Annotated in this window: 19 protein-coding genes; 15 read left to right on the forward strand and 4 right to left on the reverse strand. The window is 56.5% G+C overall.

The genetic code is table 11. The features are described 5' to 3' along the window. The first annotated feature begins 266 nt into the window (after window positions 1-266). The 15 genes from ABIC79_RS21365 to ABIC79_RS21435 all read left to right on the forward strand — a co-directional run bounded on the left by ABIC79_RS21365 (window position 267) and on the right by ABIC79_RS21435 (window position 20,026). Window positions 267-1,181: a helix-turn-helix transcriptional regulator gene (locus tag ABIC79_RS21365; RefSeq protein ID WP_013575703.1), complete on the forward strand. Its 915-nt coding sequence runs from the start codon at window positions 267-269 to the stop codon at window positions 1,179-1,181. Between the two features lie 24 nt (window positions 1,182-1,205). Further along, window positions 1,206-2,300, forward strand: coding sequence for a chemotaxis protein (locus ABIC79_RS21370; RefSeq protein WP_354568428.1), 1,095 nt, complete (start codon window positions 1,206-1,208; stop codon window positions 2,298-2,300). Between the two features lie 67 nt (window positions 2,301-2,367). Beyond that, on the forward strand, window positions 2,368-3,939 hold the full coding sequence (locus ABIC79_RS21375; RefSeq protein ID WP_354568430.1) for a cobalamin adenosyltransferase: 1,572 nt from the start codon (window positions 2,368-2,370) through the stop codon (window positions 3,937-3,939). Further along, a complete protein-coding gene (locus ABIC79_RS21380) occupies window positions 3,936-4,202 on the forward strand; it encodes a YkgJ family cysteine cluster protein (protein WP_013575700.1) in 267 nt (88 codons plus the stop codon). Before ABIC79_RS21375 ends, ABIC79_RS21380 begins: the two co-directional genes overlap by 4 nt. A gap of 100 nt (window positions 4,203-4,302) precedes the next feature. Then, complete coding sequence (locus ABIC79_RS21385) at window positions 4,303-5,520, forward strand: nitrate regulatory protein (RefSeq protein ID WP_013575699.1); 1,218 nt, start codon at window positions 4,303-4,305, stop codon at window positions 5,518-5,520. Window positions 5,521-5,801: 281 nt separating this feature from the next. Further along, entirely contained in the window at window positions 5,802-7,064 is a 1,263-nt protein-coding gene (locus ABIC79_RS21390) for a CmpA/NrtA family ABC transporter substrate-binding protein (protein ID WP_112152399.1), read from the forward strand. 12 nt (window positions 7,065-7,076) lie between these two features. After that, the gene (gene ntrB, locus ABIC79_RS21395) at window positions 7,077-7,991 is read left to right on the forward strand and encodes a nitrate ABC transporter permease (RefSeq protein WP_112152400.1); all 915 of its coding nucleotides are present in this window, start codon (window positions 7,077-7,079) and stop codon (window positions 7,989-7,991) included. A gap of 9 nt (window positions 7,992-8,000) precedes the next feature. Further along, window positions 8,001-8,798 carry an ABC transporter ATP-binding protein gene (locus ABIC79_RS21400; RefSeq protein ID WP_119261701.1) on the forward strand — a complete coding sequence of 266 codons (798 nt, stop codon included), beginning with the start codon at window positions 8,001-8,003 and terminating at the stop codon, window positions 8,796-8,798. 22 nt (window positions 8,799-8,820) lie between these two features. Further along, window positions 8,821-12,996, forward strand: a complete 4,176-nt coding sequence (gene nirB, locus ABIC79_RS21405; RefSeq protein WP_354568433.1) for a nitrite reductase large subunit NirB — start codon at window positions 8,821-8,823, stop codon at window positions 12,994-12,996. Then, the gene (locus ABIC79_RS21410; RefSeq protein WP_354568435.1) at window positions 12,993-15,665 is read left to right on the forward strand and encodes a nitrate reductase; all 2,673 of its coding nucleotides are present in this window, start codon (window positions 12,993-12,995) and stop codon (window positions 15,663-15,665) included. The genes nirB and ABIC79_RS21410 overlap by 4 nt, the downstream gene beginning before the upstream one ends. Before the next feature lie 26 nt (window positions 15,666-15,691). Further along, complete coding sequence (gene cobA / locus ABIC79_RS21415) at window positions 15,692-16,549, forward strand: uroporphyrinogen-III C-methyltransferase (RefSeq protein ID WP_502947790.1); 858 nt, start codon at window positions 15,692-15,694, stop codon at window positions 16,547-16,549. A 358-nt stretch (window positions 16,550-16,907) separates the two neighbouring features. Beyond that, window positions 16,908-17,720, forward strand: coding sequence for an ABC transporter substrate-binding protein (locus ABIC79_RS21420; protein WP_371687420.1), 813 nt, complete (start codon window positions 16,908-16,910; stop codon window positions 17,718-17,720). A 23-nt stretch (window positions 17,721-17,743) separates the two neighbouring features. Then, the gene (locus tag ABIC79_RS21425) at window positions 17,744-18,574 is read left to right on the forward strand and encodes an amino acid ABC transporter ATP-binding protein (protein ID WP_013575691.1); all 831 of its coding nucleotides are present in this window, start codon (window positions 17,744-17,746) and stop codon (window positions 18,572-18,574) included. Then, the gene (locus ABIC79_RS21430; RefSeq protein WP_013575690.1) at window positions 18,571-19,344 is read left to right on the forward strand and encodes an amino acid ABC transporter permease; all 774 of its coding nucleotides are present in this window, start codon (window positions 18,571-18,573) and stop codon (window positions 19,342-19,344) included. The genes ABIC79_RS21425 and ABIC79_RS21430 overlap by 4 nt, the downstream gene beginning before the upstream one ends. Further along, the gene (locus tag ABIC79_RS21435) at window positions 19,334-20,026 is read left to right on the forward strand and encodes an amino acid ABC transporter permease (RefSeq protein ID WP_121019276.1); all 693 of its coding nucleotides are present in this window, start codon (window positions 19,334-19,336) and stop codon (window positions 20,024-20,026) included. The genes ABIC79_RS21430 and ABIC79_RS21435 overlap by 11 nt, the downstream gene beginning before the upstream one ends. 80 nt (window positions 20,027-20,106) lie before the next feature. Here ABIC79_RS21435 and ABIC79_RS21440 read toward each other — a convergent pair whose 3' ends face one another. Genes ABIC79_RS21440 through ABIC79_RS21455 form a run of 4 tightly spaced genes read right to left on the reverse strand, consistent with a single transcriptional unit; the run spans window position 20,107 to window position 25,225 of the window. After that, window positions 20,107-21,753, reverse strand: coding sequence for a dipeptide ABC transporter ATP-binding protein (locus ABIC79_RS21440; protein WP_354568441.1), 1,647 nt, complete (start codon window positions 21,751-21,753; stop codon window positions 20,107-20,109). After that, window positions 21,750-22,589 carry an ABC transporter permease gene (locus ABIC79_RS21445; RefSeq protein WP_354568443.1) on the reverse strand — a complete coding sequence of 280 codons (840 nt, stop codon included), beginning with the start codon at window positions 22,587-22,589 and terminating at the stop codon, window positions 21,750-21,752. Before ABIC79_RS21445 ends, ABIC79_RS21440 begins: the two co-directional genes overlap by 4 nt. Further along, window positions 22,586-23,581: an ABC transporter permease gene (locus ABIC79_RS21450; RefSeq protein ID WP_354568445.1), complete on the reverse strand. Its 996-nt coding sequence runs from the start codon at window positions 23,579-23,581 to the stop codon at window positions 22,586-22,588. Before ABIC79_RS21450 ends, ABIC79_RS21445 begins: the two co-directional genes overlap by 4 nt. A 21-nt stretch (window positions 23,582-23,602) precedes the next feature. After that, complete coding sequence (locus ABIC79_RS21455) at window positions 23,603-25,225, reverse strand: ABC transporter substrate-binding protein (protein ID WP_354568447.1); 1,623 nt, start codon at window positions 25,223-25,225, stop codon at window positions 23,603-23,605. Between the last annotated feature and the right edge of the window lie 171 nt (window positions 25,226-25,396).

The following is a 25,396-nucleotide window of genomic DNA, read 5'->3' on the forward strand; positions in this document are numbered from 1 at the left end:
TGCTGCTGAAACAGCATTATGTTTCCATGTTACAGGCCGAAATTTGAAAGAAAAGGCGTCCGTTGGCATCCGGGAAACTGCGTGCTGACGGACTTTTTTTTACTTCATTAAGTTGTTCATATTTTTTCGTGATGAATTCCCCTAAAAATTTAAGTTTTGTCAAAAACGGGCGATAAAAGAGAAGTACCGAATGGGTGACTGACAAACCCTGTCAGTGAGTTATGGATAATCACCACATCACCTCACTGTAGCTTTAGGATTAAACGATGGCGCGTCGCGTAAAATGCCGCTCGGCGGAGCGGCTGGTTGATATATTAACGGAGCTACACCTGAATGGCGTTGTTAAACGCAATTCGCTGATGGAGAAATTCTCAATCACTGAACGGACGGTCTATCGTGATTTGAATGCACTGTCGACGGTCATTGAGCACTGTGGCGAAGGTGAATACCGGCTTTCATCCGCCCTGCAATCGACACAAACGGAAAATTTGCATCATTCGCTGGCAAAATTTTTGCAGGCTGACAGTTACTTCCCCGAACGTGGAAGTGATTTTTGGCAGTATCTCGATGCCCGATTGAACGAAAAACATATCAGCATTCAGAATGCCAGCCCTGAACATACGTTAAAGGCCGATCTTCGTCGTCATTTCCCGGCCATCGAGAAAGCCATCAGACAGCGGAATCTCTGTAAACTGACCTATAAAGGTAAAGACCGGGAACTCCACCCGTACCGGCTTATCAATCAGCACAATATCTGGTATTTACAGGCGACAGATAAAGGGAAGCTGAAATCTTTTTCACTGAGTCAGATCGAGTGGCTGGATATTAAAAAAGAAACCTTTATTCCTGATATTACGGTAATGGCTTTACTGGAAAGCAGTCAGGATCCCTGGATTAGCCGGGAAGGCTTTGACGTGAAACTTCATGTGAAAGGACGCCATGCTCATTATTTCAAAAGACGTGACTTACTGCCTGAACAGAAAATGCTTCAGGATGACGGAAATGGTGTTGTCGTGAGTTGCCGGGCTGCGCATGAAAATCAAATATTACCGCTGATACTTTTCTGGTTGCCTGAGATAGAAATTCTTGAACCTTTCTGGCTCAGGGATGCGCTTTTCCGTTTATTAAAAGGCTACCTGTCCTCAGCTGAAAAATCCTTACTGCCCGCAGAGGCAAAATAATTTAAATAACAATGGAGATGTATTATGGCAATTCCTGTAATCATTTTAGGTGCCGCAGCAATTGCAACTGCCGTCGGCGGTAAAAAAGCGTACAAAGGCTATCAGGACAAATCTGAAGCCAATGAGATCCTTGAGGGGGCTAAAAATCGCTATGACAGTCGCAAGAAAGCCTTCGATATCGTCAATGATGACGCTTCCCGCAAACTTGAACGCCTGGGTAAAAAAGAATTAAGAATTGGCGAGGAATTCCGCGAGTTTGACACCATAGCTAAAGAACTTTTGGCAAAAATGGAGCAAGACGGCCATACCCAGTTGCGTCTGGAAATACCACAGCATCGTTTAAACAAGATTGAGAAGCTGGCTATTTCGGCGACCGAATATCTCGGAACTGTTGTGGGGGCCGGAACATCAGGTGCAGCGGCCGGATTCGCTGTTTACAGTGGTGTCGTGGCGTTTGCGGCGGCCTCCACCGGCACACCTATCGCAGCACTCTCAGGTGCAGCAGCCTATAATGCCACGATGGCTGCCATTGGCGGAGGCTCGCTGGCGGCAGGCGGTTGGGGTATGGCCGGTGGGGCGATGGTATTGGGCGGCGCGGTGGTTGCACCCATCCTGATGATCGCCGGCTGGGCTTATGCGGCACATGCGGAGAAAGCACTGGAAAATGCACAGGATGTCGCCCGTCAGGTGAGATCTGCCGTAGATAAAATGAATCTGGCCGAGTCGCATCTTAAAGTGGTGAATAAATATGTTGATTCTATTTATACTTCCTTGTCTCAGCTTCACACCCTTTTTGCGACCTATTTCACCCCGCTGAAAGAAATGCATCAGAAAATTCTCGAGCGTCGTAATAACAATATTCAGGATGCTATTGAAGACTCTGAAGAATGTCTGCGTATGATTGAGAATGGTTACATGCTGGCGGCTATTATGACTGATGTCATTACCACGCCGTTATTTAAACCAGTGACCAATGAAAAAAATGAAGCTGTTATTGAGAACGGTGTCGTGCAATTGCAGACCGATACGGATGGGATCAACGTGCTGAATAAACACGCACTGGATAAGGCGTTGGCTAAATCCGAAGTGGATAGCACGAAATATACCTTAAAAGCTTAAAACTGACCGGGCCTGCGTGCCCGGTATTTTTCAGAGTGGCTATTTATACAACAGGTGGCATTATCCTATGGCGACGCAGGAAATAGATTGGGGAAAGGAATTACATGAGACTGTGGTGAAAAGTCTCGCAACATCATTTGGCCTTGATTTTCTGCTGCTTAAAGATCAGGACGGCGGTGATGTTAATACGATTCAAAATGTCCGAAAGGGGATTTACGCTACTGAAGAAGAACGCACGCGGTATGAAAACCGTGCAGCCTATGATCCTGATGTCTACCATCAACATGCAAACTATAAAAAAAACAACGCCAGCGTCAGTGCGCAGCGCAAAGCCGGGACATTAACGGACAGCTACACGGGCGAAACGCTAAAGCCCAATGACAAGGTGCATCTTGACCATATTATTGCCGCCAACGAAATTCATCATGATGCGGGTCGGATCTTGTCAGAACTGAACGGAGCCGATCTGGCCAATGATGACAGCAATCTGACGCCGACCGGAGCAACGCTAAACACCTCTAAAAAAGCACAGCCGATGTCGGATTTCGTGAAAAAATTGCAAAAGGAATATCAGGTTAATCAGCAGGAAATCGCGACCTTAAAAAGTCAGCCGGTGCTGACGGAGAAACAGCAGAAGCGCCTGCAAAGTCTGGAAAACAAGTCTAAAGCAGATTTTGAACGGATGCAGAAAGCAGATGAAAAAGCACGGGGGCGTTATGAATCAGAAGTCAACCTCAGCTATTACACCAGCAGCAAATTTGCCCTGAATGTCGCCAGTGCGTCGTTATCAACCGGATTGCGGATGGGAAGCCGTCAGATGCTGGGGCTTATCCTCGCAGAGGTCTGGTTTGAAGTTCACGAACGCATCCCTTCCCTCTATGCCCGCCAGCGTAAACGCTTTGATGCCAGAGAATTCCTGGGTGATATCGGTGAAATATTGGTCGCCGCATGGGAACGGGTAAAAGCAAAATTTCGTGATTTTCTCACGGCCTTTAAAGACGGCGTATTGGGTGGCGTGCTGTCGGCTATCACCACGGCGTTGTTTAACATAGTTTTCACTACGAAAAAGATGCTGGTCAGATTGATCCGCGAGATGTGGAATAATCTGGTTCAGGCATTCAAAATCATGGTGTTCAATCCGGATAATCTGCCGCCAGGCCAGCAGGCCAAAGCAGCGAGTCGCGTGATAGCCGCGGGAATTGCCGTCGTAACGGGTGTGCTGATTAATGAATATCTGGCGAGCGTATTTCTGTTCCCGTTCGGCCCTGAACTTGCTGCATTTTGCAGCGCACTGGCGACGGGGATCCTCACGCTGACCATGAATTATTTTCTGGAAAGCAGTGCTCTGATGCAAAAACTATGGGCATTCCTCGACAGATTCAAGGATAAGTATCAGAAAGCGGTAGACTATTTCCAGAATGTGAATGCGGAGCTTGATCGTTATATTCTGGAATTAACCCGGATTGAGTTTGCTATGGATGCGGATGAACTTGCCGCATTTACCGGACATTTAGGGTTGATCAATGATGAAATTTGCCGCGGATTGCTGCTGAAAGCAGAGGCGGAGAAACGCAATATCAGCCTGCCTTTTGAGGCCGGAAATGCACAATCCACCCGAAGCTGGCTGAGTTCTTTATGAGTCTGACGCCATCTTTTCCCTGTAATCAGTGCGGTGCCTGTTGCCGCCATGTTCATCGGGCAGAGGAAACGCGCTATCTCGATCGCGGTGACGGTGCCTGCCGTCACTACGATGATACCCGCCGCCAATGTAAGGTTTATGACCAGCGCCCGCTGATATGTCAGGTCGAAAAACAGTTTTTACTGAATTATCAGCAGCAATATAGCTGGCCTGAATTTATCGAACTCAACCAGATAGCCTGCCGCGTACTTGAGACGTTGTAATCATCAATACGCGCGGGGACAGGCTACCTGCACCGGTATTTCATCTCCGGCACACTTCTTGCTTAACCTGATCAACCTCTGTCTGATATCAGGTTCCTCTATGTCCCTTTCTGCCCTTAGTTTCGTACTGGCATCGAAAAAAAGTGAAATCATCTGCCTGCAACAACTGCTGGAGATGGGCAAGCTGGTCGGCGCGGTCAGCCAGCTGATCCATGTGCTGCAACGTGAGCGGGGCACGGCGAACATCTATTTATGTTCGCACGGCGAACTGTGGGCGGAACAACTGAGTGAGCGGGCGTTACAGGTCCAGATGGCGGAACAGGCGGTGGACCAGCAGTTGCTTGCGCGGGATCTTAACGGACAGAGCATGGGCAATGCGCCGCGTCTGTTCAGCCGTATCGCTGCCGTCTTACACAGCCTCAGCACATTGCCGGTGCTGCGCCGTCAGGTGCGGGCGCTGGATATCAGCCAGCCGGAAGCCATGCGTCAGTACAGCGAGGTTATCCGCACGCACCTGGCGCTGGTATTTGAAGCCGCCGATATTTCGGGTGACCCGTCCATTTCACGGGCGTTACTGGCGATGTTTAGCTTTATGCAGGGTAAGGAACTGGCCGGGCAGGAGCGTGCATCAGGCGCTGCAGGGTTTGCCGCGCGGCACTTCGATGACGTGACGCATCAGTTGCTTTTAGATCTGATCGAAGGTCAGGAGCGGTGTTTTCAAACCTTCAGGGAATTTGCCGATGTCCGCTGTCTGGCGCTGTGGCAACAACAACTGAGCGCCGACAGCAGCGAGTTCGAGCGCCTGCGCAGGATTGCCTGCACCCGAACCACCCCGGCAGATGACGGCCCGGATGCTGCGCTGCGCTGGTTTGAGGTGACCACCGTGCGTATTGACGGCATGAAAGTGGTGGAAGATTTACTGGAAGACATTCTGATGGAGTGCTGCCGTGAGCGGATCCGCGAAGCGCAGGCGTCGCTTGCCCTTCAGCAGCAAGATATCGGAGAAATGCCGCAGCAGGAGTCGCATTATTCGGCGCTGATGCCGCCGCAGCTCAGCCGTTGCGTACTGGAGCTGGTCGAGCAGCAATCCCGTCAGTTACAGGCGCTCGATGCCGAACTGGCCGGGCTTCGCGCCACGCTGGCTGAGCGAAAACTGGTGGAACGCGCCAAAGGGTTGCTCATGCAACACCACGGCCTGACCGAACCGCAGGCGCATAAAACTCTGCGTGATATGGCGATGAACCAGAACAAGAAGCTGTCGGAGATTGCCGAAGCGATGCTTGCGGTATCGGCTGTATTAGGGAAGAAAGGCGACTAATCCCTAAGGAGTATCTGCACTGTCCGTGTGCCATTGTGATGTGCACTGCGTGCTGTGGCGGTGCACCAGGCGGTCAGGCGAGTGCGGGAAATGCGCTAACCGGCTGATTTTATTGCGATGCACGAAGTTGGCATACAAGCTGCATTGTTTTACAACATAAGGACTAAACCAATGGCGGTTTAGTCAGGATTACGGATAAAGGCGTCCGTCAGCGTTCAGGAAACTGAGCGCTGACAGGACGCTTTTTTTTTGCTCATTTTTCAACATTACAGGAAGCCGCAATGACGCAAGACGATAAAAAAACTCCGGGGCAATTCTCCCGCCGCCGCTTTATTGCCGGCAGTGCGGTGCTGGGCGGCAGCATGATGATGCCGGGCTTTATGAACAGCGTCTGGGCGGCCGGTTCAGATGCGCCCGAGAAAAAAGAAATCCGCGTCGGGTTTATTCCGCTGACCGATTGTTCGTCCGTGGTGATGGCGGCAGTGAAAAAGTTTGATGAGAAGTACGGCATCAAAATTATCCCCAGCAAGGAATCAAGCTGGGCGTCGGTACGCGACAAACTGGTGTCCGGTGAACTCGATGCCGCGCATGTGCTTTACGGGCTGGTGTATGGCCTGCAACTGGGTGTGTCCGGCCCGCAGCATGACATGGCGATGTTGATGTCGCTCAACAATAACGGGCAGGCGATCACGCTTTCAAATCAGCTGAAACAGGCCGGTGTCACCGATGCGGCTTCGCTGAAAAAAATGGTCGATGCCAGCGCCAAAGGCACCTACACCTTTGCGCAGACATTCCCCACCGGCACGCATGCCATGTGGCTGTATTACTGGCTGGCGAACGCCGGTATTCACCCGTTTAACGATGTGCGCAACGTGGTCGTACCGCCGCCGCAAATGGTGGTGAACATGAAGATCGGCAACATGAGCGGTTACTGCGTCGGTGAACCCTGGAACCAGCGCGCCATACAGGACGATATCGGTTTCACCGCCGCCACGTCACAGGAGATCTGGCCGGATCATCCGGAAAAAATTCTCGGAACGACGTCAGCCTGGGTCGCGGCCAATCCGAATGCCGCCCGTGCGCTGACCGCTGCCGTGCTTGATGCCTCACGCTGGATTGACACCTCCGATGCCAACCGTACCGAAACCGCGCAGGTCGTCGCCGCACGCGCCTACATCAATACGCCGGTGGCAACGATTCAGGGGCGGATGCTCGGTGATTACGAAAACGGACTGGGCAAAAAGTGGAAAGACGCCCACAGCATGCGCTTCTTCAACGACGGCGCAGTCAACTACCCGTATCTCTCCGACGGCATGTGGTTCCTGACCCAGCACAAACGCTGGGGATTGCTGGACAAAGATCCGGACTATCTGGCGGTCGCCAAAAAAATCAACCGCATTGACGTCTACAAACAGGCGGCGACGGCGGTCGGCGGCATCAACCTGCCGTCCGGGGATATGCGCAGCAGCACGCTGATGGACGGGAAAGTCTGGGACGGCAGTAATCCTGCTGAATACGCCAACAGTTTTGCCATGAAACGCTAAGTGAGGTCGCCGATGTCCATGAATTCAAAACCTAATGTTATCGCGCTGACCGAGCCGGTGAGTGCAGAAATTGTACCGATCGCCCCGGTAACGCAGAACGCCGCGCTGCCGGTCCGCGCCGCCAAAACGGCTTATCTCGCCCGGTTGCGCGTGGTGATGCACCGCGTGTTGCAAAAAGCCATTCCGGCATTGCTGGGCGCCATCGTCGTGATCGCACTGTGGCAGATTGCCGCGCTCAGCAGTAAAGGGTTTCCGACGCCGCTGAAAACCTGGGAAGCGGCCAAAGTGATTTTCGCCGATCCGTTTTACATCGCCGGACCGAACGACATGGGCATTGGCTGGAACGTACTGGCATCGCTCAAACGTGTGGCGATGGGCTTCGGGCTGGCGGCACTGATCGGCATTCCTGCCGGATTCCTGATCGGGCGTTTCAGTTTTATCGCCAGCATGCTCAATCCGATCATTTCATTGCTGCGGCCGGTCAGTCCGCTGGCGTGGTTACCCATCGGTTTACTGCTGTTCCAGCGCGCGGAACCCGCCTCGGCGTGGACCATTTTTATCTGCTCGATCTGGCCGATGATCCTCAATACGGCTGAGGGCGTAATGCGTATTCCGCAGGACTATCTCAACGTCGCGCGGGTGCTGAAACTCAGCGAATTCACTGTAATGCGTAAGATCCTGTTTCCGGCGGTACTGCCTTACATCCTCACCGGTGTGCGTCTGTCGATTGGTATCGCCTGGCTGGTGATTGTTGCCGCCGAAATGCTCACCGGCGGTGTCGGGATTGGTTTCTGGATCTGGAACGAATGGAACAACCTCAACGTGGAAAACATCATTATCGCCATCCTGCTGATTGGCGTGGTGGGCATGGTGCTGGAGCAGGGGCTGATGGCCATTGCCCGCCGATTCAGTTACGACAACCGTTAGGAGCCTGAGATGAAAAACGACAAAGCCATTATCCGCGTGCAGAACGTCAGCCAGAGTTTCCCGACCGCGAAAGGGCAGTTTCTGGCGCTCGACAACGTCAGCTTTGATATTGCGCAGGGCGAAACGGTCAGCCTGATTGGTCATTCAGGTTGCGGAAAATCCACCTTACTGAATCTGATTGCCGGGCTGAGTCGCCCGACGGAAGGCGTGTTGCTGTGTGATAACCAGGAAATCACCGGCCCCGGCCCGGAACGCGGCGTGGTGTTTCAGAACCATTCACTGCTGCCGTGGCTGACCACTTTTGAGAACGTGGCGCTGGCGGTGAATCAGGTATTTAAAGGGGTGATGAGTAAAAGTGAAATGCGTGACTGGATTTCGCACAACCTCGATCTGGTGCACATGGGGCATGCGGCTGACAAACGTCCGGGTGAGATTTCCGGCGGTATGAAACAGCGGGTGGGCATCGCCCGTGCGCTGGCGATGAAACCGAAAGTGTTGCTGATGGATGAACCTTTCGGCGCGCTCGATGCGTTAACCCGTGCACATTTGCAGGATGCGGTGATGGAGATTCAGTCGCGCCTGAAAACCACGATTTTGCTGATCACACACGACGTGGACGAAGCGGTATTGCTTTCAGATCGCGTAATGATGATGACCAACGGCCCGGCAGCGAAAGTCGGCGACGTGTTGCAGGTAGAACTGGCGCGTCCGCGCTCACGGCTGGCGCTGGCGAACGATCACCAGTTCCACCAGTACCGTCAGCAGGTGCTGCAGTTCCTGTATGAAAAACACCGGTCAGTTGCCTGATTCAGCAGGCGGGATAAGCGCAATGGATAAACCCACCCTGATAGTGATTGGCAACGGAATGGCGGGCGTGCGGCTGGTGGAACGGCTGTGCGAGCGTGCGCCGGAGCGTTACCGCATTGTGATCATCGGCGAAGAAAAACAGCCTGCGTATAACCGCATTCTGCTCACGCCGGTGCTCGCCGGTGAAAAACAGTTCGATGACATCGTGACTCATGATGCGCAGTGGTACAAACGTCACAACGTCACGTTTATCGCCGGTGCGGCGGCGACAGAAATTGACCGCACTGCCCGCAAGGTGCGGGCTGGCGGGCAGATGTTTGACTATCACCATCTGGTGCTCGCCACCGGTTCGCGGCCTTTTATGCTGCCGGTGCCGGGCGCACAACTGCGCGGTATTCACGGTTTCCGTCAGCAGCAGGATGTGGAAAACATCCTTAGGGGAGATTACGCCGGACAGCCGGTCGTGGTAGTGGGCGGCGGTGTATTAGGCGTGGAAGCCGCTGCCGCACTGGCGCTGCGGGGCATGCAGGTCAGCCTGTTGCATCGCGGCAACCATCTGATGGACAGCCAGCTCGATGAACATAGCGCAGAACTGCTTCGCGCCAGCCTCGCCACGCGCGGCATTACGACCCTTTTACAGGCGCAGACCGTGGCCTATGCCGGTGACCCCGCCGGGAATGTACGGGCGGTGAGGCTCAGCGACGGGCGTGAAATTCCCGCGCAACGCGTGGTGGTAGCCGCCGGTGTCCGGCCCGAGATTGCCCTGGCGCAGGCCGCCGGACTGGACTGTGATCGCGGCATTCTGGTCAGCGACACGCTGCAAACCTCCGACCCGGCTATTTCGGCCATCGGCGAATGTTGTCAGCAGGGGGAACTGACCGCCGGTCTGGTCGCGCCGTGCTGGCAACAGGCTGAGGCGCTGGCGGCCCGTCTGGCCGGTGCACCGGTGGTCTCTCCGGTGATGCACAGGGTGCCGCTGCGCCTGAAAGTGACCGGCATTGACGTGTTCTGTGCCGGTGAACTGCACGGCGGCGACGGCGCACAAATTCACACGGTATCTGACCCGGTTGACGGTCATTACCGCCGCCTGTTGCTGCGTGATAACCGGCTCACCGGCGTGTTGCTGTGGGGTGATATCAGCGACGGGCCGGAATATTTCGCCCGCATCAGCCATCCCGCCAACTGCCAGACGCCATTGAGCATATTCAGCCCCGGCGATGAACCGGCCATTAAATCAGAACAGTTACCCGCCGAGGTAACGAGGAGCACTGCAATGTCGAAACCCGTATTAGTCATGGCCGGACACGGCATGGTTGGCCACCATTTTCTGCAACAACTGGTCGAGCGTGAACTGCATCTGCAATATCAGGTAATTGTGTTTGCGGAAGAAAAATCACCGGCCTACGACCGGGTGCATTTGTCCGAGTTTTTCTCCGGTCGCAGCGCGGAGTCGCTGTCGGTCGTAGAAGAGGGTTTCTTTGCGTCGACCGGCATTGAACTGCGCCTCGGGCACAGCATCGGTCATATCGATACCCGTCACCGTTTTGTTGTCGATCATCAGGGGCGGCAGACGGCTTACGATTTGCTGGTGCTGGCGACCGGTTCTTATCCGTTTGTCCCGCCAATTCCGGGCAACGATGCGCCGGGCTGCCTGGTTTACCGCACGCTGGACGATCTGGCGGCGATTCAGGCCTGCGCTGCCACCGGCAAAACCGGTGTGGTGGTGGGGGGCGGTTTGCTGGGGCTGGAAGCCGCAAACGCCCTGAAACATCTCGGGCTGCAAACGCATGTGGTGGAATTCGCGCCACGGCTGATGGGCGTTCAGCTTGATGAAGGCGGTGCGGCGATGCTGCGCCGTAAAATTGAAGCGCTGGATGTGCAGGTCCATACCGGCAAAGAAACCCGCGCTATTGTGGCCGGAGAAGCCAGTCGTTATCGCATGGAGTTTGCCGACGGCGGTCATCTCGAGACCGATCTGGTGCTGTTCTCCGCCGGTATCCGTCCGCGGGATCAGCTGGCAAAAGAGTGCGGGCTGGAGGTCGGTCCGCGTGGCGGTATCGTGATTAACGATCAGTGTCGTACCTCTGATCCGGCCATTTTTGCTATCGGTGAATGTGCCTTGTGGAACGGGCAGATTTTCGGTCTGGTCGCCCCCGGCTATCAGATGGCGCGCACGCTGGCCGATACGCTTTCCGGCAGCGAGGTGGCGTTTAAAGGCGCGGACATGAGCACCAAACTGAAACTGCTGGGCGTAGAAGTGGCCTCAGTCGGCGATGCACATGGCCGCACGCCGGGCAGTCAGAGTTATAGCTGGGTCGACGGTCCGGCGGAAGTGTACAAAAAAATCGTGGTCTCGCAGGACGGCAAACGCCTGCTCGGCGCGGTGCTGGTCGGCGACAGCAACGAATACAGCACGCTTTTGCAGATGATGCTTAACGATATGCCGCTGCCCGCCAGTCCGGAAAACCTGATCCTGCCCGCCAGCGCCGGTGCAGCGCCACAAACGCTGGGCGTCGCGGCATTGCCGGACGGTGCGCAAATCTGTTCCTGCCATAACGTCAGCAAATCAGATATCTGTGACGCGGTGAAGGGCGGTTGCGGCGATATGGCGGCGGTCAGAGCCTGCACTAAGGCGGCGACAGGTTGCGGCGGCTGTGCAGCGCTGACCAAACAGGTGATGGAATTCGCACTCACCGAAATGGGCGTTGAAGTGAAAAAAGACGTCTGCGAGCACTTTGCTTATTCCCGTCAGGAAATTTATCACCTGGTGCGCATGGGCAATATCCGCAGCTTTGCCGAACTGATTCAGAAACACGGTCACGGCAGCGGCTGTGAAATCTGCAAGCCGCTGGCGGGATCCATTCTGGCGTCCTGCTGGAACGATTACCTGCTCAAACCGCAGCATTTGCCGTTGCAGGACACCAACGATCGTTATTTCGCCAATATTCAAAAAGACGGTACCTATTCCGTGGTGCCGCGCATTCCGGCTGGTGAAATCACGCCTGACGGGCTGATCGCCATCGGTCTGGTCGCCAAACGCTACAACCTCTACACTAAAATTACCGGCGGGCAACGGGTGGATTTATTCGGCGCCCGCCTCGAACAACTGCCGGAAATCTGGCAGCAACTGGTGGACGCCGGTTTTGAAACCGGTCACGCCTACGGCAAATCGCTGCGCACGGTGAAATCCTGTGTCGGCTCAAGCTGGTGCCGCTACGGTGTACAGGATTCCACCGGCCTGGCGCTGCAACTGGAGAACCGCTACAAGGGGCTGCGCTCCCCGCACAAAATCAAAATGGCGGTCTCGGGTTGTACCCGTGAATGCGCCGAAGCACAAAGCAAAGACGTGGGCGTGATTGCCACCGAAAAGGGCTGGAACCTGTACGTGTGCGGCAACGGCGGCATGAAACCGCGCCACGCTGATTTACTGGCGCAGGACATGAGCACGGAAGATCTGATCCGCACCGTAGACCGCTTTCTGATGTTTTACATCCGTACCGCTGACCGCCTGCAACGTACCAGCACCTGGATGGATAATCTCGAGGGCGGCATGGATTACCTGCGTCAGGTGGTGCTGGAAGACAGTCTGCACATCGGCGCAGAACTGGAAAGTGAGATGAACGCGGTGGTCGGCACGTACCAGTGCGAATGGCAAACCACGCTGGCAGATCCGGACCGGCTGGCGCTGTTCCGTCCGTTCGTCAACAGCAGCGAGCCGGATGAAGCGGTGGTGATGGTGACGGAGCGACAGCAGGTTCGCCCCGCGACGTCGCAGGAACGCGCCGGTATTTCCGTCAGCGCCGTTTCTCAGCCGGTGATGGCGGTGCAGGGCTGGGTGGAGCTGTGCGATCTCAGCGCCATTCCGGCCAATGCCGGTATGGCGGCGCGGCTGGCTAACCGGCAGATTGCGCTGTTCCATTTGCCGGAGCATCCGCAGCAGGTTTTCGCGCTGAGTAATCATGAGCCGGACAGCGACGCCAATGTGCTGGCACGCGGGCTGGTGGGCGATGTGAAAGGCGAGCCGGTGGTGATTTCGCCGCTGTACAAACAGCGTTTCCGTTTACACGACGGGCGCAGCGTGGACGACGCGCAACTGGCGCTGAGCGTCTGGCCGGTGAAAGTCGAAAATGGCCGTGTCTGGGTGCAGGAACAGCCGGGGGTGAAAACCGCTGAAACCATTGCGACGGTCAGCGTATGAAAAGACCTCCGGCAACAGCACCGGCGCTGACCACCTGCGCTTACTGCGGCGTGGGATGTGGCGTCAGCATGGAACCGCAGACCGGGGGTTTCAGCGCCCGTGGTGATAAAACGCATCCGGCTAATCACGGACGACTGTGCGTAAAAGGCAGCGCGCTGGGAGAAACGCTGGGGTTGCAGGGGCGGTTGTTACAGCCGGAAATCGACCGCCAGCCGGTAAGCTGGACGCGGGCGCTTGATACGGTCGCGCAGCGGTTACAGGCGGTGATCGACGAACAGGGGCCGCAGGCTGTGGCGTTTTACGGTTCCGGCCAGTTGCTGACTGAAGATTATTATGTCGCCAATAAACTGATGAAAGGCTTTATCGGCGCGGGAAATATGGATACCAATTCGCGGCTGTGCATGGCCTCTGCCGTGGTGGGTTACAAACGCGCGTTCGGGGCCGACGCGGTGCCGTGCAGTTATCAGGATCTGGAACGGGCCGACTGCGTCTTGCTGACCGGTTCGAATACGGCATGGGCACATCCGGTGGTGTATCAGCGGCTGGCGCAGGCCAAAAAGGACCGGCCGGAGATGCGCATTATTGTTATCGATCCGCGCCAGACCGCCACCTGTGATATCGCCGATTTGCACCTGGCGTTACGCCCCGGCAGTGATGCGGCGCTGTTCTGCGGTGCGCTGAACGCGATGGCGGAGAGCGGAAAACTCGACACCGCTTTCCTGCAACGCCATACACAGGGTGCTGAAGACGCATTGCGGGCGGCACGGGACTGGACAGTGGCGCGTACCGCCGCGTATTGCGGATTGCCTGTGGATCAGTTGCTGGCGTTTTATCAGATGTTGGGCGACAGCCAGCGGCTGGTGACGCTGTATTCGATGGGGATCAATCAGTCCGCTTCCGGCGTGGATAAATGCAACGCCATTATTAACCTGCATCTGGCGACCGGCCATATCGGGCGCGAGGGGTGCGGACCGTTTTCAATCACCGGCCAGCCGAACGCGATGGGCGGACGGGAAGTCGGCGGACTGGCGAATCAGCTGGCGTCGCACATGGGCTTTACGCCGGAAGATATCAGCCGCGTGGGGCGGTTCTGGCAGAGTGACAACGTCACACAATCAGCCGGGCTGAACGCCGTGGAGTTGTTCCGCGCGGTGGAAGAAGGCCGGATAAAAGCGGTGTGGATCATGGGCACCAATCCGCTGGTGTCGCTGCCGGATGCCGACCGGGTACGGGCCGGACTGGCGAGCTGCCCGCTGGTGATCGTCTCCGACATTATGCGCGACACTGATACCACCCGTGCCGCGCATATCTGCCTGCCCGCGCTGGGCTGGGGCGAGAAAAACGGTACCGTGACCAATTCTGAACGTTGTATTTCACGCCAGCGGGCGTTTCTGCCTGCACCGGGTGAGGCGAAACCGGACTGGTGGATCCTCAGTCAGGTCGCGCAGCGTTTAGGGTTTGCAGAGGCATTTTCGTATCAGCATCCGGCAGAAATTTTCCGCGAACATGCTGCGCTTTCCGGTTTTGAAAATCACGGTTCGCGGGCGTTTGATATCAGCGGGCTGGCGCAGCTTTCGGATGAGGAGTGGGACACCCTGCAGCCTGTGCAGTGGCCGGTGAATGCCGCCAATCCGCAGGGCACGGCGCGGCTGTTTACGGATAACCGGTTCTTTCACCCTGACGGCAAAGCGAAACTGATCGCCATCACGCCAAGGCTGCCGGTAAATTCGCCGAATGCGGCGTATCCGCTGATCATGAATACCGGCAGGGTACGCGACCAGTGGCACACGATGACGCGCACCGGTAAGTCAGCGCGTCTGATGCAGCACATCAGCGAGCCGTTTTGTCAGTTTCATCCTGATGACGCGCCGCATATCCAGCCCGGTGATCTGGTACGCGTTGCCTCCTCGCACGGCTGGTTGTTGCTGCGCGCCCAACCCGACAATCTGCAACCGCGCGGCAGCGTGTTTGTGCCGATGCACTGGAACAGCCGGTTCAGCCAGCAGGCGCGGGTCGATGCACTGATTGAAGCGCATGTTGATCCGCTGTCGGGACAGCCGGAAAGCAAACATATGCCGGTCAGCCTGAGCCGCTGGCCTGCCGCGTGGCAGGCCGAACTGTTTGTGCGTGGTGAAAATATTACACCACCGGTGACCACTTACTGGAGCCTGATCACCCAGCCGGGGGTGACCCACTTTACGCTTGCCGACTCTTCGCTACCGGCAGACTGGATGGCGTGGCTGAAGGAGTCTTACGCCACGGACAACCTGCTCTGCCAGACCGCGCAACTGGGCGATGACGGTTTCAGCCTGCTGGCCTGGTCTGACGGCGCGTTACAACTGGCGTTCTATGCCCGCCGCAGGCCGCCGTCACCCGACCGGCAGGCGGTGCTGGCGGCATTCACCACACCGCCGCACACGGCGCAACAGCGTCTGGCGTTGCTGGCAGGCCGTGCAGGCCGTGATAAAGCGCCCGCCGGTGCCATCATTTGTAGCTGTTATTCCGTGGGGGAAATCCCGATCACTGAAGCCGTCCGCCAGGGATGTCACAGCGTGCAACAGCTTGGCGAAAAACTAAAATGCGGCACAAATTGCGGCTCATGCATTCCTGAACTCAAAAAAATCATTGCCGGTCAGCTCGCCACGCTGACGGCGGGAGACAGCCAATGAACAACATTCCCGAAAGAACATTACAGATGCAGCAGATCGCGCAAATTCTGGCGGGTGCCCACCGGCGTAATCCGGTGTGTCGCGGTGAAGTCTGGCTGGTCGGCGCGGGGCCGGGGGATGTCGAGCTGCTGACCCTGAAAGCGCTGCGCGTGATCCAGCAGGCGGATGTGGTGGTGTTTGACCGGCTGGTGTCTGAGCCGGTGATGGCGCTGATCCCGGACGCGGCGCTGCGCATTGATGCCGGTAAATCGACGCGCAATCACACGCTGGGACAGGAAGAAATTAATCAGTTGCTGGTCAGTCTGGCGCTGGCCGGGCATCGCGTGGTGCGCCTCAAAGGGGGGGATCCGTTTGTGTTCGGTCGCGGCGGCGAGGAGATGGCACATTGCCAGCAGCACGGCGTAAGGTGCCACATCGTGCCCGGCATCACGGCGGCGATGGGGTGTGCGGCATCCACGGGTATCCCGCTGACCCACCGCAGTCTGGCGCAGTCAGTACGGTTTGTGACAGGTCACGGGGCTCAGGGAGAGCCGGATGTTGACTGGCGGGCGCTGGCCGAAGCGCGTCAGACGCTGGTGTTTTATATGGGCATTGCCAACAGCGAAACCATCAGCCACCAGCTGATGGCGCATGGCTTACCGGGGACGACCCCGGTGGCAGTCATTGAGCGCGGCACCCGGCCGGAACAGCGGGTGCTGACCGGCAGGCTGGAAACACTGGCAGACATGATCCTTACCGGACAGGTGCAAACGCCTGCGCTGCTGATTGTCGGTGACGTGGTGGGGATGTACCGGGGAGAGGGGCAACGTCAAGACCGTGGGGTGCCACCCACACCGGCCCAAAGGGTTTTAACCGAACCTCTTTGCAATCCTGCGTTTTTTTAACTGCGCGCTTTGCTGGCTGGCTATGCTTCAGTTACCGCAGTGACAGGCTGGAAATCTTGCCGCTGCGCGGTCCCTTCTCCCGGTCCTGGAGCCTTGGGTCTCCAGGCCGCTCCGTTCAGCAAGATTTCTGAATCGGCAGCACGCACAACTCCCCCGCACGATCATCCGAAAAGCTTATGCTTAATTGATCCATCTATATCCTTTTTTGTTAGTGGCATCGACCTCATTCCTTATGCAATTCTCTGACTCACAAAAGAAAAAAAATTAAATCTCCTGCTTTGTAAATTTGGGGCGCAAGCCCTCTGCAGACTATTCATAAGGAAAAACGATGACCGTTATTCAGTTTAATCAACGTCAAATGACAACAAGCAAAATTGCTGCCGGTCTGGTTCTGGCACTCAGCACGCTTTCCACCTTTGCCGCCCATGCGGACCAACTGGCGGATATCAAAAAAGCCGGTGTTGTGAAAGTTGCGACTTTCGATTCCAATCCGCCGTTTGGGTCTGTGGATGCGAAAACGCACGATATTGTCGGCTATGACGTCGATTTCGCCAAAGCGCTGGCGAAAACGCTGGGTGTGAAATTGCAACTGGTGCCGACCAATCCGGCCAACCGTATTCCGTTGTTGCAGTCCGGCAAGGCGGATCTGATTGTGGCTGATATCACCATCACGCCGGAACGCGCGAAAGTGATCGACTTCTCCGTGCCTTATTTCGTCACCGGCCAGCAGTTCCTGGTGCCCGCCGGATCGCCGGATAAGCTCGATGCGTATGCCACGGCGCGCATTGGTGCGGTGAAAGGCACCACCGGCGAGCAGGAGTTGCATAATCGCTTCCCGCAATCCCGCGTGCTGTCTTATGACGATATTCCGCTGGCGCTTTCCGCTTTACGTAACGGCAACGTGCAGGCGATTACCCAGGACAGCACCATTCTGGCCGGTTTGCTGGATGGCGCGCCGGACAAGGCGAAATACAAAGTGTTGCCTGAATTGCTGAGCAAGGAAGAGATTGGCGTTGGCGTGAAAAAAGGCGAAACCAGCCTGCTGAAAGTGGTCAACGACGAGCTGCTGAATCTGGAGAAAAACGGCCAGGCGGTCAGCATTTATAACGTCTGGTTCGGCCCGCAGACCAAATCTCCTCAGCCGCGTCTGTTCAAAATCGAAGCCAAATAATCTGTTTATGCAAGGTAAGGCACATGCCGCAAGACACTTACTCAACCGCAGCAACGTCTGCGGTTTTTTCACATTCATCCGCCGGTAAAACCGCTGCCGTCGAATTTCGTCAGGTCAGTAAATCTTTTGGTCCGCATGAAGTGATCCGCAACGTCGATTTGCGTGTGGACAGCGGCGAAGTGGTGGCCGTTTGCGGGCCTTCCGGCTCCGGAAAATCCACCCTGATCCGCCTGATTAATCAGCTTGAATCCGCCTCAGGCGGCGAGATCCTGATCGACAATCTGCCGACGCGAAACCTCAAAGGCGCGGCATTACGCCAGTTACGCACGCATATCGGTTTCGTGTTTCAGCAGTTCAATCTGTATGCCCATCTCACCGCCGAAGACAACGTCAGTCTGGCGCTGATCAAAGTGCATGGCTGGAAGAAAAGTGAAGCGCGGGAAAAGGCGCGGGCGCTGCTGACGCGTGTCGGGCTGGGGGATAAAGCGCGGCATTATCCCGAGCAGCTATCCGGCGGTCAGCAACAGCGCGTGGCAATTGCCCGGGCGCTGGTCACCGATCCGAACATAATTTTATTTGATGAACCGACTTCAGCGCTCGATCCGGAAATGATCGGCGAAGTGCTGCTGGTGATGCAGGAGCTGGCGAAAAGTGGCATCACCATGATTGTGGTGACGCACGAAATGAGTTTTGCCCGTGAAATCGCCGACCGGGTGATTTTCATGGATGGCGGAGAAATTCTCGAACAGGCGCAGCCGGAAGATTTCTTCCTGCGTCCGCAACATCCGCGCGCGCAGCGGTTTTTGCAGAAAGTATTGTTTCCGCTGCATCCGCAGGCAGGAGCAGAGCGATGATCTGGCATCCTGACTGGGCGGGCGTGCTGAGCGGCCAGCCTTTGCAATGGATTATCTCCGGCTTTCTCACCACGCTGTATGTCAGCCTGGCGGGCAGTCTGATCGCTACGTTACTGACTGTGCTGCTGATTGCGCTGCGCCTGAGTACCTCGCGTATTGCACGCGGCGCGGTGGCGGCGTTCGTCTCTGTTTTCCGTAACACGCCGCTGCTGGTGCAACTGCTGTTCTGGTATTTCGCGGCGTATGGCGCGCTGCCGCAAAGCTGGCGTTTTTACATTGGCGACAATCATCCGTGGGCGACGTTTCCGGGCAACATTGCCTGGCTGACGCCGGAATTTTTGTGTGCGGCCTGGGGGCTGGCGCTGTTCACGGCGGCGTTTCTGGTGGAAGAAGTGCAGGCGGGTCTGAATTCCGTGCCCAAAGGCCAGACTGAAGCGGCGATTTCGCAGGGGTTTAGCCGCAAGACATTGCTGCTTTCCATTCTTTTGCCGCAGGCGCTGACCAATGCGTGGCAGCCAGTCACCGGCCAGTATCTGAATCTGATGAAGCTTTCCTCGCTGGCGACCGGCATCGGTTTTTCGGAACTGACGTATCAGGTCAGTCAGATTGAAAGCTATAACGCACACGCCTTCGAAGGGTTTGCGGTCGGGACATTGCTGTATCTGGCGCTCGGGCTGATCCTCGGCGGGCTGATGACGGCGTTTGGTCCGAAACGTCCGCAGCGCAGGCCGCAGGCGGCAATGACGGAGGAAACCCGCGATGGAATTTGACGGGTCTGTTTTGCAGGATAATTTCACTTATCTGCTGTGGGGAAGACTGGCTGACGGTGAGCCGGGCGGGGTGTTGCTCACATTAATCATGGCGGCATCGGCGGGCGTTCTGGCGTTACTGGCCGGGGTTCTGATGGCGGCACTGGCGTGGCGTTTCGGCGGCTGGACGCGAAAAATTCTGTTTATCTGGGCGTCGTTTATCCGCGGCATTCCGCTGATTTTCGTGATTTTCTGGCTGTATTTCCTGCTGCCGGTGGTGTTTGGCGGATCGATCCCCGGTCCGCTGACGGTGATTCTGGCACTGGCCTGGTTTACCTCGGCGGCGGTGATGCATTCGACGCTGGCGGGTCTGGAAGCCTTGCCGCGCGGGCAAACCGAAGCGGGGATCGCGTCCGGCATGAGCTACGGCAAAGTGTTGTTGTTCGTGCTGTTACCGCAGGCGTGGCCGAATCTGCTGCCGTCCTATCTCGGACTGCTGATCTCACTGGTGAAAGACACATCGCTGGCGTTTATCGTCAACGTGCCGGAACTCACCACGGTGGCCGGACAGGTGAACAACCGGGTGCAAATTTACCCGGCAGAAATCTTCCTGCTGGTCGGACTGATGTATTACCTGCTGTGTGTGACGCTGGCGTATCTGGCGGGTAAATCGATAAAACGTCGTCAGGGTTTGCGGACGTAAACTAAAACCCCGCCTGTTTCGGGCGGGGGTTTTGCAGCGGAAAACCACGGCAACAATGCGGTTATCGTCTTTTGCTGACATTATGCGTAATGCCGGAGCGGATAATCTTTATTGTGCCGGTTTGAACTGACAACCGGCAGCGCATCAATCAGCTTTTTCGTCCACGGATGCACCGGGCGGTGGAACACATCATCGACCTTTCCGTGCTCCACGACGCTGCCGTCTTTCATTACCATCACCCGGTCAGCCAGATGATGCACCACGCCTAAATCATGCGAGATAAACAACAGTGCGGTGCGGTGTTCGGCCTGCATTTTTGCCAGCAAATCCAGTACCTGCGCCTGAATCGAAACATCCAGCGCGCTGACCGGTTCATCGGCCACCAGCAGCGCCGGATTTGGCGCAAAGGCACGGGCAATCGCCACACGCTGACGCTGTCCGCCGGACAGTTCACGCGGATAACGGTGCAGAAAACTGTCGCCAAGCTGCACTTCATCCAGCAACTGACGGACGCGGTTGCGCCGTTCTTCACCAAAAATGCCCACGCTGTCGAGGCTTTCGCCGATGATTTTTTCCACGTTATAGCGCGGATCAAATGAACTCAGCGGATCCTGAGCAATCAGCTGAATACCGCGCCGTTGCAGTCTGCGCTGCGCTTCCGGAACCTGGCTCCAGCGTTGCCCCTGAATTTCTATCGTGCCGGATACCGGTTCGGTCAGCCCGAGGATCATCCGCGCCAGCGTGGTTTTCCCTGAGCCAGATTCGCCGACAATGCCCAGCGTTTCACCGGCAAACAGTTGCAGACTGACGTGACTGACCACAGTTTTACCGGCGTACGCTTTGCTGAGGTGTCGGGCTTCCAGCACCGGATTTGTGAAGGAAATATTGCGTGCAGGCAGCGGTTCACCACGTTTGCCGGAAAGCTTAAACCCGCGCGTTGCCGGACTCGGAACCGCCGCCAGTAGCTGTTGCGTATAGGGATGGTCCGGCGCGGACAGCAGCTTTTCGCCGCGACCTTCCTCAACGACTTTGCCCTGATGCATCACCAGAATACGGTCGGCCAGTTGCCCGACCACCGACAAATCGTGGCTGATCAGCAGCAGGCTTTCGCCTTTATCGCGCCGCTGTTGCAGCAAATCCAGGATCTGTTTTTGCACCGTCATGTCCAGCGCGGTGGTCGGTTCATCGGCAATCAGTAAACCGGGATTTCCGGCCAGTGCGGTGGCAATTAAAACCCGCTGACGTAACCCTCCGGAAAGCTGATGCGGATAGGCACTCAGACGGTTTTGCGCATCGGGAAATCCGACCGATTTCAGGGAGGTGATCACCTGCCCGCTGAGCAACGTTGGATCGGTTTTGCGGCTGGCGGTCAGCGCATCGCGAAGCTGCCGCCCGACCTGCCGTAACGGATCGAGCGACACCAGCGCGTCCTGCAATACATAGCCAATCTGGCTGCCGCGAATTTTACGCCAGCGCCGCTGGCTGGCGCCAAGCATGTCTTCACCGCCAATCACAAAACGATCGGCAGTAATACGCGCTTTGACATCCTGTAAGCCAAGCAGGCTGCGGGCTGTCACGGTTTTCCCTGAGCCGGATTCACCGACAAACGCCACGGATTCCCCGCGACGCAGTTGCAGATTCAGCCCGCTGACGGCGGCTTTTTCACCGCCTGCCGCCGGGAAGTAAATCGACAAGTTTTGGATATCAATAAACAGTTCGTCGCTCATGGACGTTTTCCTTCAAAAGTGGCCTGCCAGTAACGCCCGAGTGTGTTGACTGAAATCACGGTCAGGGTGATGGCCACGCCCGGCCAGACGCCAATCCACCAGGCATTACGCAGATAATTACGGCCTTCGGCCAGCATCAGCCCCCATTCGGCGGTCGGCGGTTGCGGGCCCATACCGAGAAAACTCAGCCCGGCGGTGCCGATAATCGCCGTGCCCAGCCCGAGGGTCGCCAGCGCCGGAACGTGCGCAATGGCGTGCGGCAACACATGCCGCCAGACCAAAACGTGACGCTTCAGTCCCAGCGTGCGTGCCTGTTCGACATAGCCGGAAGACATCACCAGAAAGGTTTGTGCCCGCACTACGCGGGTGAAGCGGGGCACTGACGCCACGCCGAGTGCGAAAATCAGATTGGTGGTGCCGGGACCGGTAAAGGCAATCAGCATCAGCGCCAGCAGCAAATCCGGAAAGGCTGAGACCACGTCCACCGCGCGGCTGATCAGCTCATCCAGCGGCCCTTTGAGTAAACCCGCCAGCAGGCCAAGCAGGGTGCCGATACTGACCGCGACAACCATCGCCGCCAGGCTAATCAGCAGGGAATAACGGCTGCCATAAATGATGCGCGCCAGCACGTCGCGGCCTAACTGATCGGTGCCCAGCCAGTGACTGGCGGAAGGTGCAAGCTGTGCGTTAACCGGATCGGCATTGAGCGGATCGTAATGCGTGAGCAACGCGGGGAAGACAACCGCCAGCAGTACCAGAAATATAAAACCGGCTGCCAGCAAAACACCGGCAGAGAAACGGCGTGTATTGCGCCCGGAAAGCAGAATCTGACTCATGCGTTTTCCTCCCCGGCAGCGGGAGCGTCGCGCAAGCGCGGATCGATAAACAGGTACAAAATATCCACCAGCGTACTGAGCACCACGTACACCAGCGCCGAGAAAATTGCTACCGCCAGCACCACCGGCAAATCCTTACCCAGCACGGCATCGACGGTGATTTTGCCCAGCCCCGGACGGCCAAACACCTGTTCGGTGATCACCGCACCGCTGAGCAGACCGCCAATCAGCCAGCCGGTGAGGGTGACGGCAGGCAGCGCGGCGTGGCGCAGCGCATGGCGTAAACGGATGACAGTGTTGCCCAGTCCCCAGGCGCGCAGCGTCAGAACAAAGGGCTCATCAAGCGCATCTTCCAGCCCGCGGCGCAGCACCTGCGACACCACCGCGCCCTGCGCCAGTCCGAGGGAGAACGCCGGTAACACCAGCGACGAAAAACTGCGGTCACCGGCGACCGGAAACCAGCGCAAGGTAAAGCTGAAGATAAACAGCAGCACGATGCCAAGCCAGAAAGAGGGCGTGGACGCCAGAACCAGTTCGATGAAACCGGCGATGCGTTGCCCCCGGCGACGATGCGCGGTCGTGACCGCCATCAGCACGGCAAACACCAGACTGACCACCAGCGCCAGACCGGTGAGTTTCAGCGTCGGCCACAATTGCGACAGCACCAGCGAACTGACGTCGGTATTGAGCATGTACGAACGGCCAAAATCCCCGTGCAATACGCGCCACAGGTAATGCAGATATTGCAGATACAGCGGCTGATCCAGTCCCCATTCGGCGCGGATCGCCGCCTCAATCGCCGGTGTATGCACCTGTTCGCCCATCAGCAAACTGACGATATCGCCGGGCGCGAGGTAAACGCTGATAAACGACAGCGTAACCGCTGCCCACAGCACCAGCATGCCGGTGAGTATCCGCCGGATGATCCGCCCGCGCCACGACGGTCTGGCCTCAGGGCGACGGGGAGAAATAAATGCAGTTTCAGCCGACATATTCTGATTCCTTACTTCTGATTAATGCTTGCTCAGCCAGACGTCATAGGCGTTTTCAGGCATCTGTTTGAAAGGCCTGAAGCCGACACCGTGAACGTAAGACGCTGCCGCAATCTGGTCTTCCGGCTCGTAAAGCGGGATCGCCAGTGCCTGTTGCAACACCGCAAAATTCTGCAACTGACCGTAGAAGGTTTTGCGCTGTGCGTTATCCAGCGTCAGCGACGCGCCTTTGAGCAGCGGAATAATTTCCGGCGCATCGGTGCGGCTGTAGTTGATCGCACCGCCGCCATTGACGGGCAGATAGTGATTTTCGATATCAATGCCGTCGGTGTCGGTATTGGAGTTGGCAATCGATCCGAACTGGCCGGTTTTACGCACTTCGGTATAGGTGCCGGAATCGACATAACGGATTTTCAGATCCACGCCCAGCCGCTGCCGCGCCTGCGCCTGTATCGCCTGCAACAACACGTCGCGCTGGTCGCGCACGGTCGCCTGCGCCTGAATAATTTCAATGCTCAGTGGCTGGCCGTCTTTGGTTCGGATGCCGTCAGCGCCTTTGGTATTCCAGCCTGCTTCATCAAGCAACTGGTTTGCGAGCGTCGGATTATTGCCATATTTACCGCTCAGGCTGGCGTCGTACAAAGGATCGACCGGCGACGTAATGCCCCAGACACGCGTCCGTTCGCCGCGATAGATCGACTGCAAAATCGGTGAAATATCCAGCCCCTGTAAAATCGCCTGACGGACTTTGACGTCCTGCGTCGGGCCATATTTGACGTTGAGGAACAGCGAATACGGCGTGCCGGTATTGAGTGCGTGCTGATAAGAAAAATCAGGATTGTCTTTGAACTCACCGGCATCGTTACCGGAAACGCCTTCAATCACATCCACCTGACCGGACAGCAGCGCGCCGGTACGCACTGAGGATTCCGGCAGGAAACGGTACGTGATCCCTTCGAGATACGCCGGACCCTGATGTTTCGCATTCGCCGACGCCCAGCGGTAATCCGGGTTGCGCACATATTCAATCTGCTGGCCTTTCTCATAGCGTTTGAGAATAAATGGCCCGGTACCCGCGATGTCTGTACCACCGGATTTCAGCTGCGGTGAAGTCCATGAAGAAGGCGAAATCAGCTTCAGGCCGGAAGCAAAAGAAAGGAACGGGCTGTAAACGTCTTTCAGCGTAATGCTGACGGTGTGCTCATCCGGCGTGGTAACACTGGCAATTCGCCCGGCCAGCGCGCAAATACTTGACCCTGCGCAGTACGCCGGATCCTGTGCATGACGAAAGTTTTCGGCCACGGCGGCGGCGTTAAATTTCTCGCCATTAGAGAATTTCACGTCATCGCGCAGGGTAAACGTGTAGGTTTTGCCGTCGTCAGCCACCTGATAACCGGTCGCCAGCCACGGAATGTACGAACCGTCGGGCTTGCGCGCTAACAGCGATTCATAGGCCACACGCAGGATCAGTTCCGCTTTTGACTGGCCGTTTAGCTGTGGATTGAGCGTATTGGGTTCGGTTTCCACGCCCCACGTCAGATTCCCGCCTTGTTGAGGTTGTTCAGCGGCATACAGCGACTGGCCGGAGGAAAGCACTAACAGCGCGAGCGCAGAAAGAGAACGAACATTAACAGAGGATTTCATACATTTCCCGTCAGGTAATAAGCCATGAATTATTCGAATGAACTCAATAAATAGCGCCGCGTTATTCTGCGCGGCTGAAGGGATTATTAATGTCAGGTTGCTAAGTTGTAAAATCACAATATTTGCTTATCAGAAACAATAAATGACTTAGTAAATGAGTGGCATGGCCGA

It is taken from the genome of Rahnella sp. 2050 (assembly GCF_040544515.1).
GTDB lineage: Bacteria > Pseudomonadota > Gammaproteobacteria > Enterobacterales > Enterobacteriaceae > Rahnella > Rahnella aceris.